The 7,211-nt window shown below is 72.5% G+C and carries 8 protein-coding genes and 1 pseudogene; 1 reads left to right on the top strand and 8 read right to left on the bottom strand.

The window, feature by feature from the left end:
• From JFN87_RS30975 to JFN87_RS30985, 3 genes are all read right to left on the bottom strand, one after another.
• On the bottom strand, positions 1 to 1,895 hold a 1,895-nt coding region (locus JFN87_RS30975), incomplete at its 3' end, for a chromosome segregation SMC family protein (RefSeq protein ID WP_209345520.1).
• 262 nt (positions 1,896 to 2,157) lie between these two features.
• Positions 2,158 to 2,373, bottom strand: a complete 216-nt coding sequence (locus JFN87_RS30980; RefSeq protein ID WP_030910702.1) for a hypothetical protein — start codon at positions 2,371 to 2,373, stop codon at positions 2,158 to 2,160.
• A 400-nt stretch (positions 2,374 to 2,773) separates the two neighbouring features.
• Positions 2,774 to 3,055 (bottom strand): acylphosphatase, encoded by a 282-nt coding sequence (locus tag JFN87_RS30985; RefSeq protein WP_209345522.1) that lies wholly within the window; start codon positions 3,053 to 3,055, stop codon positions 2,774 to 2,776.
• Positions 3,056 to 3,229: 174 nt separating this feature from the next.
• Between JFN87_RS30985 and JFN87_RS30990 the strand changes: the two genes are divergently transcribed.
• Complete coding sequence (locus JFN87_RS30990) at positions 3,230 to 4,141, top strand: CAP domain-containing protein (protein WP_209345524.1); 912 nt, start codon at positions 3,230 to 3,232, stop codon at positions 4,139 to 4,141.
• Between the two features lie 4 nt (positions 4,142 to 4,145).
• On the opposite strand, the gene mutM is transcribed toward JFN87_RS30990, so the two are convergent.
• From mutM to JFN87_RS33955, 5 genes and pseudogenes are all read right to left on the bottom strand, one after another.
• The gene (gene mutM / locus JFN87_RS30995; protein WP_209345527.1) at positions 4,146 to 5,006 is read right to left on the bottom strand and encodes a bifunctional DNA-formamidopyrimidine glycosylase/DNA-(apurinic or apyrimidinic site) lyase; all 861 of its coding nucleotides are present in this window, start codon (positions 5,004 to 5,006) and stop codon (positions 4,146 to 4,148) included.
• Position 5,007: 1 nt separating this feature from the next.
• Positions 5,008 to 5,787: a ribonuclease III gene (gene rnc / locus JFN87_RS31000; RefSeq protein WP_209345529.1), complete on the bottom strand. Its 780-nt coding sequence runs from the start codon at positions 5,785 to 5,787 to the stop codon at positions 5,008 to 5,010.
• 19 nt (positions 5,788 to 5,806) lie between these two features.
• Positions 5,807 to 5,980: a 50S ribosomal protein L32 gene (rpmF, locus tag JFN87_RS31005; RefSeq protein ID WP_030910672.1), complete on the bottom strand. Its 174-nt coding sequence runs from the start codon at positions 5,978 to 5,980 to the stop codon at positions 5,807 to 5,809.
• A gap of 2 nt (positions 5,981 to 5,982) precedes the next feature.
• Positions 5,983 to 6,618, bottom strand: coding sequence for a YceD family protein (locus JFN87_RS31010; protein ID WP_209345531.1), 636 nt, complete (start codon positions 6,616 to 6,618; stop codon positions 5,983 to 5,985).
• 156 nt (positions 6,619 to 6,774) lie between these two features.
• Positions 6,775 to 7,211 (bottom strand): annotated as a pseudogene (locus tag JFN87_RS33955) (cell division initiation protein); the annotation flags it as partial.

The following is a 7,211-nucleotide window of genomic DNA, read 5'->3' on the forward strand; positions in this document are numbered from 1 at the left end:
AGACCGCGGCCGTCCGCGGGGGCGGGCACCGCGCCGGTACGGGCGTGAGCCGGTGGCGAGCCCTCGGCCGGCAATGCGCCCTCGGCCGGCGTGCCGTCCCTGCCTGGGCGGGCGTGGACCAGTGCGCCGTCCTCGTGGCCGGCCCCGGCGCCGTGGTCCTGCGCCCGCTCTTCCCGCGCGTCGCCGAGCAGGAGGGTGGCGCGGCCCGCGTCCTGCTTGCGCAGCAGGCGGATGGCGTCCGCGGCGGTGGCCGGGTCGCGTGCCGCGACGGCGTCCGCCGCGGCCCCGAGCGCGGCCGCCACCTGGAGTTCGTGGCCGGGCTCGACGGTGAGCAGCTCGGCTGCCGGCCCGAGCACGCCGGTCAGCGTGGAGCGCGCGGCGAGCAGGGCGCCGGTGCCGTCCTTGCGGCGCAGCCCGAGCGCCAGGGCGTCGTGGCGTGCGGCGACGGCCGCGCGGCTGCGCTCGGCCGACACGGCGGCCTCGCGTGCGGCCGACAGCGCGGACTCGGCGTCGGCGAGGGCGCGTTTGGCGCTCTCGTGCTCGTCGCCCCGTTCGACGTCGTCGGCGTCGAGGCCGTCGACCTCCGCCTTGAGCTGCTCGTACTCCTCCTGCGCCGCGACGGCGCGCTGCTGGGCCTCGTCGCGGCTCGCGGCCAGCCGGTCGATCTCGGCCTGGGCGGAGGCGGCACGCCCGCGCGCGGCGGTGACCTGGCCGTGCAGCCTCGCCAGTTGCTCGCGGCGGTCGGCGATGGCCCGTGCGGCGTCCTTGAGGCGGCATTCCTCGACGGCAAGTTCGCGCTCCAGGTCGGCGCGGTGGGCGACGGTGTCGTCGAGCGCGTGCTCGGCCGCCTCGAGAGCCGCCTCCAGTTCGGCCTCCTGCTCGCGGACCCTGGCGGCCTCGCGCTCCATGTCCTCCGGGTCGCGGCCGCGCCGGTCCTCGGCGGGCGGCTGGGTGGCGCTGGTGACGCGCGCGTCCGCGAGCGACACGGTGCCGCGGACGCGTTCGGCCAGCCGTGACAGCTCGTTCCAGGTCGCCTGGGCGTTCTGCAGCCGGGGGGCGAGGCGGCGCACCTCGTCCTCGAGTGCCGCCTCGCGTGCGAGCGCGGCCTTCAGGCGCCCTTCGGCCTCGTCCTTGCACCGCTTGAGCTCGGCCTCGTCGGCCACCTCGGTGCGCAGCGCCTCCTGGAGCGTGACGAGGTCGTCGGCGAGCAGCCTGAGGCGGGCGTCGCGCAGGTCGGCCTGGATGACGGCGGCGCGGCGCGCGACGGCGGCCTGCCGGCCGAGGGGCTTGAGCTGGCGGCGGAGCTCATCGGTGAGGTCCTGCACGCGCGCGAGGTTGGCCTGCATCGCGTCGAGTTTCCGCAGCGCCTTCTCCTTGCGCTTGCGGTGCTTCAGTACGCCCGCGGCCTCTTCGATGAAGGCCCTGCGGCCCATCGGGTCGGCGTGCAGGACGGAGTCGAGCTGGCCCTGCCCGACGATGACGTGCATCTCCCGGCCGATGCCCGAGTCGGACAGCAGGTCCTGGATGTCGAGGAGCCGGCAGGTGTCGCCGTTGATCTGGTACTCGCTGCTGCCGCCGCGGAACATGATCCGCGTGATGGTGACCTCGGCGTACGCGATCGGCAGCGCGCCGTCCGAGTTGTCGATGGTCAGCGACACCTCGGCGCGGCCGAGCGGCGGCCTGCCGGTCGTGCCGGCGAAGATGACGTCCTCCATCTTGCCGCCGCGCAGCGACTTGGCGCCCTGCTCGCCCATGACCCAGGACAGCGCGTCCACCACGTTGGACTTGCCCGAGCCGTTCGGGCCCACGACACAGGTGATCCCGGGCTCGAAGCGCAGCGTCGTGGCGGACGCGAACGATTTGAACCCGCGGAGTGTCATGGCCTTGAGGTGCACGCCGCCGGACTCTACCCGCAGCGATCGTCCGGCGGCGGTTTCACCACCGGACGCGCAGGGCACATCAGACGTTAAGAAGCCGGGGAAGGGCGGGGCGAGCGCGCGGCGGGGGCTGCGCATCAGGGAGCGGGCGGCTTCCCGGGGCCGGGAGCGGACAAGGCAGACAAGGCGGAGAAAGAAAGAAGGGACGCCGGAGCGTCCCTTGCATATTCTTGCCGGCGAGAATGTCCTCACCTGTCGGCGGCCCGGAAGGGGCCGGTGATCAGGTGAGCGCAGGCTCCTGGGAAACATCAATGTCGATGCCGTCGAGCAGCGACTCTCCAGGGTGCTGTGCGGCGGCAGCGCTCAGCGCGTCGTTCTCGGTCTGGATCCGTACGAGTTCGGACTCCAGGTCCTGGACGCGCTGCTGAAGCCGTCGCATCTCGGCGAGGAGTCGCGGGTCGGAACCGCCGACATAACCGAGAAGCGCCTTTGCCATGATGGATGGTCCTCCACAATGAGTGACCGACCGAATGCGGTGTGGGTCGTGGGTTTCGTGAGGCTGGTCAAGCCCGCACGCCTGGCAGAGAGGTCGCTACCTCTGCTGTTCTCGCCGCCAGACAGTTGGTGTGCGCGGGGCTTCCAGAGTCTCACCAAAAAGTTTGACGGTCAACACGATCACCGTCCGTACGGGCACGGCGCCCGGCGGCCCGGCGCCCGCTGTCGTCCGGCGCGGCCTGTGCCCGGGGCCGGCTCGGTGCGCGCCCTCGTCCGTGCGGAAGACTGGCACGCGCCGGGCCCCGCCCGCAACCACCAGGTCACCACGGTGGTATGGACGCGCGGGGGCGAATCGGCCGCCGGGGCCCGCGCCTCGCACGCCCGGCGCGTGCGCCTTCCCGTCACCTGATCGCGAAGGTCTCGTAGCCGCCACGCACGGTGCCCCATATCTCCGTGACGCCGTCGACGCGACCGGGCGTGTCGTCGGATCTCAGCCAGTCGAGCAGCCGGTGGCAATTCTCACGCGCCCCTTCGGCCACGACCTGCACCCTGCCGTCGTCGAGATTGAGCGCGAAGCCGGTGAGGCCGCCGATCTCCAGCGCGTTCGCCCTGGTGAACCAGCGGAACCCCACTCCCTGTACCCGGCCGCGTACCCAGACGGTGATCCGTACCTGGTCATTCATGGACGCAAGCTAACCGTGCGATTGCTCTCAGGCCCCACCCGCCCCACCGCTCATGGCGTACAGTCCCGTCGCGAAACGCGCATCACTCGTTCGGGTGAGAGCGCCGATGGATGGGAGGCCGCCCCGCTGGGGAGAGCCTCCACGACGTACCGAGAGCACGAGGAAGGACCGCGGATGGGACGCCATGGACGCTCCGCTGCCGGACCCGCCCCCGTACCGGAGCCGGACGGGGGCGCCGGACGGCGCCGCGGGCGCGGGCGGCGTCTTGGCGGCCCCGTGCGTACCGGGCTGCTCGGTGCGTCGGCCGCGATGGCGGTGGGCGCCGTGGCCGTGACGTCGGGGCTGATACCCGGTGGCGGCGGCTTCGACGTCGGCGCGGGCGCGATCGGCTCCGAGCACGTCAGGCCGGCCGACGTCCCGTCCGGCCTCCACGAGCAGGGTGGCCACAGCGCCTCCCCGACGCCCTCGGACTCCGCCACCGGTGGATCGGCGGACGTCGCGCCCAAGGCGTCGGGCACGCGCTCGGCCGAGCCGTCGAAGACGCACGCCGCCACGCCGGACAGGCCGAAGGCCACGCCTTCCCCGCGGAAGACGAGGACGGCCGGCGACACGAAGACATCGGCCGGCACCAAGGCGCCGTCGACGAAGGCCCCGGCGCCCGCGACCAGCACGCCGCACGTCGTCAAGGCGCCCGCCTCCCCCACGGGGGCGTCGACGGTGGCGGCGCAGGTGCTCGCCCTGGTCAACCAGGAACGGGCCAAGGTGGGGTGCAGCGCGCTGAAGGACGACGGCTCGCTCGACTCGCTCGCGCAGAACTTCAGCGACGAGATGGCGCAGCGCGGCTTCTTCGACCACACGGACCCGGACGGCAAGACGCCGTGGGACCGTGCGGACGCGGCGGGCGTGCGGCAGCTCGGCGGGGAGAACATAGCCCGCGGCCAGGCCGACGCGCAGGCGGTGATGGACGCGTGGATGCACAGCGAGGGCCACCGCGCGAACATCCTGAACTGCGACTACACCCGCCTGGGTGTCGGCGTGCACTACGGTGCCGGCGGCCCCTGGTGGACGCAGGACTTCGGCTTCTGAGCGCTCAGACCGTGGGGCGTGGCGGGCGCTGGCAGCGCGGGCAGAAGTAGCTCGACCGGTTCATCCAGGGCCTGCGCCGCATCGGCGTGCCGCATCGGCGGCAGGGCTCGTCCTCGCGCCCGTACGCGTCGAGCGACCGGTCGAAGTATCCCGACTCGCCGTTCACGTTGACGTAGAGGCTGTCGAAGCTGGTGCCGCCGACGTCGAGTGCCGCGTTCATCACGTCGCGCACGTGACCGAGCAGGTCGGCGGCCTTCTGGCGGGTCAGTGTCTCCGTGGGCCTGTCGTAGTGGAGCCGGGCGCGCCAGAGTGCCTCGTCGGCGTAGATGTTGCCGACCCCGCTGATGAGCGACTGGTCGAGCAGGGCACGCTTGACGGTCGTCCTGCGGGCGCGCAGCGCCGTGTGGAACGCGGCGTCGTCGAAGCCGGGGTCCAGGGGGTCGCGTGCGATGTGCGCGATGACGTCGGGCAGGCCGTCGGCCGTGTTGTCGTGGAGCGAGAGGCCCCCGAAGGTGCGCTGGTCGACGAAGCGCAGCTCGGTGCCGAGGGCGTCGGAGAACCGCAGCCTGACCCGCAGATGCTTCTCGTCAGGCGCGTCCTCGGGGCGCACCAGCAGCTGGCCGCTCATGCCGAGGTGGCCGAGTACGGAGAACCCGGGGTCGTCGAGCGGCAGCCACAGGTACTTGCCGCGGCGGCGTGCCACCCCGAGGGTGCGGCCCCTGAGGCGGGCGGCGAAGTCCTCGCCGCCCGCGAGGTGGCGCCGTACGGCGCGCGGGTGGAGCACGTCGGCCCGGGCGACCGTCCTGCCGCTCACCCAGCGTTCAAGACCACGCCGTACGACCTCCACCTCGGGCAGCTCGGGCACGTCACCCCCGGGGAGCGCCGGCAGCGGCGGCCGCGCGCTCGTCCGCGGCGGCCTTGATGGCGCGCCACGCGGACTCGGCGGCCTGCTGCTCGGCCTCCTTCTTGCTGCGGCCGGTGCCGGTGCCGTACGAGACACCACCGACGCGGGCGGCAGCAGTGAAGGTCTTCTCGTGGTCGGGACCCTCCTCCGTCACGAGGTACTCGGGCACGCCGAGGCTCTCGGCCGCGGTGAGCTCCTGGAGGCTGGTCTTCCAGTCGAGGCCCGCGCCGAGGTTGGAGGACTCCTCGATCAGCGGGTCGAAGAGCCGGTGGACCAGCTCGGACGCCGCGTCGAGCCCCTGATCGAGGTAGACGGCGCCGATGACCGCTTCCAGGGTGTCGGCGAGGATGGACGCCTTGTCCCGTCCGCCCGTGCCCTCTTCGCCGCGGCCGAGCCGGATGAAGGAGCCGAGGTCGAGGCCGCGGCTGACGCCGGCGAGCGCGCGTGCGTTCACCACGGCGGCGCGCAGCTTCGCGAGCTGGCCCTCGGGCAGGTCGGGGTGGATGCGGTACAGCGTGTCCGTGACCACGAGGCCGAGCACCGAGTCCCCGAGGAACTCGAGCCGCTCGTTGGTGGGCAGCCCGCCGTTCTCGTACGCGAAGGAACGGTGCGTCAGCGCACGCACCAGAAGGGCGGACTCGAGGTGGTACCCGAGCCGCCCTTCCAGAAGCGTGTGGGACGAGGCTGCGTGGACGGTGTCTGTCTGCTTGGTGACGTTCTTGTCCGCGGACAGTTCAGACATTGAGCCTCTCACCAGCCGCTCAGACCTCGAGGACCTGGCGCTTGTTGTAGGTGCCGCAGCTGGGGCACGCGATGTGCTGCAGCTTCGGCTCCTGGCAGCGCTCGCACGCCACCAGGTTGGGGGCCACAGCCTTCCACTGCGACCGGCGGTGGCGCGTGTTGCTGCGCGACATCTTCCGCTTCGGAACAGCCACGGCTACTTCTCCTGCTTCTCGTCGGTGCCGAAGCCGGCACCGTCCATGTCGTCCTTCTCGCCGTCCTTGACGGTCTCGGCGAGTCCTTGCAGTGCCGCCCACCTGGGGTCGACGGCATCGTGATGGTGCCCGGGCTCGTCCGCCAGCCTGACCCCGCACTCGGGGCACAGGCCTGCGCAGTCCTCCTGGCACAGCGGCTGCATCGGCAGTGCGAGCACCACCGCGTCACGCAGTACCGGTTCGAGGTCGAACAGGCCGTCCTCGATGAAGAGCGTGTCCTCGTCCTCGGCGTCGTCGCCGGGCTCCGCCTTGGGGCGGCCCCGGTCATCGGCGTCGTGGTACGAGAACAGCTCCTGGATGTCCGCCTTCACCTCGCGGGTCAGCGGCTCCAGACACCTTACGCACTCCCCCTCGGCCGTGGCGCGGGCGGTGCCGGAGACCAGCACGCCCTCCATGACCGACTCGAGCCGCAGCTCCAGCTCGACGGGGGCCGACTCGGGCACCGCGATGACCCCGGCGATGCCGAGGTCGCTCGGCGCGGGCACCGAGCGGGACAGCCGCTGGAGCGCACCGGGTCGCCGCCCCAGCTCGTGCGTGTCGAACACGAGGGGGTTGCGGTGGTCGAGGCGCGCGTTCAGAACTGTCCCTGCTTTCGTCGGATCGGGGTGGTCACCGAAGGGCCGCCGCTATCGCCCATGGGCCGGGCGGGCAGCCGTGATCGCGGCGAGCACGCGACTGAAGGGCTAGGATACCGGTACGTGGGCGCAGGACCCAATCCGGCTCCCTGCCGGTGGTCAGCGGCCCTGCTCGTACCTGCGCAGCTGCTCCAGGTCGATCATGCTGGTGTCGAAGAAGCTGGTCTCGTCGAGCGCGGGCTGCTGCCCGGTCTGGGCGCCGTCGTGTGCGCCGTCGCCCGCGTCGACGGGCTGCTGCTGCCAGCCGTAGCCCTGGTCCTGGCCGTACGCCTGGGGCTGCTGGGCGGGCTGCTGCGCCTGCGAGGGGTCGTAGCCGCCCTGCTGGTAGGCGTACGGGTCCTGCTGCTGGTAGCCGTAGGCGTCCTGCTGCGCGTAGCCGCCGTACGCCTCGCCCGCGCCGTAGGCCGCTGCCACCGGGTAGCCGGCGCCCTCCTGCCCGGCCGGGTCCGCCATGTCCGACACGTTCGCCATATCCGCCACGGCGTAGGCGCCGGTGTCGTACACGGTCGGCCCGTACCCGGCCTCCTGATCGGTAC

Origin of the sequence: Streptomyces montanisoli, from assembly GCF_017813245.1 — a bacterium.
GTDB lineage: Bacteria > Actinomycetota > Actinomycetes > Streptomycetales > Streptomycetaceae > Streptomyces > Streptomyces montanisoli.

Bases quoted from the DNA above. Each gene is read 5' to 3' on its own strand.
- JFN87_RS30980 (WP_030910702.1), bottom strand. From the start codon at position 2,373: ATGGCAAAGGCGCTTCTCGGTTATGTCGGCGGTTCCGACCCGCGACTC.
- JFN87_RS30985 (WP_209345522.1), bottom strand. From the start codon at position 3,055: ATGAATGACCAGGTACGGATCACCGTCTGGGTACGCGGCCGGGTACAG.
- JFN87_RS30990 (WP_209345524.1), top strand. From the start codon at position 3,230: ATGGGACGCCATGGACGCTCCGCTGCCGGACCCGCCCCCGTACCGGAG.
- rnc (WP_209345529.1), bottom strand. From the start codon at position 5,787: ATGTCTGAACTGTCCGCGGACAAGAACGTCACCAAGCAGACAGACACC.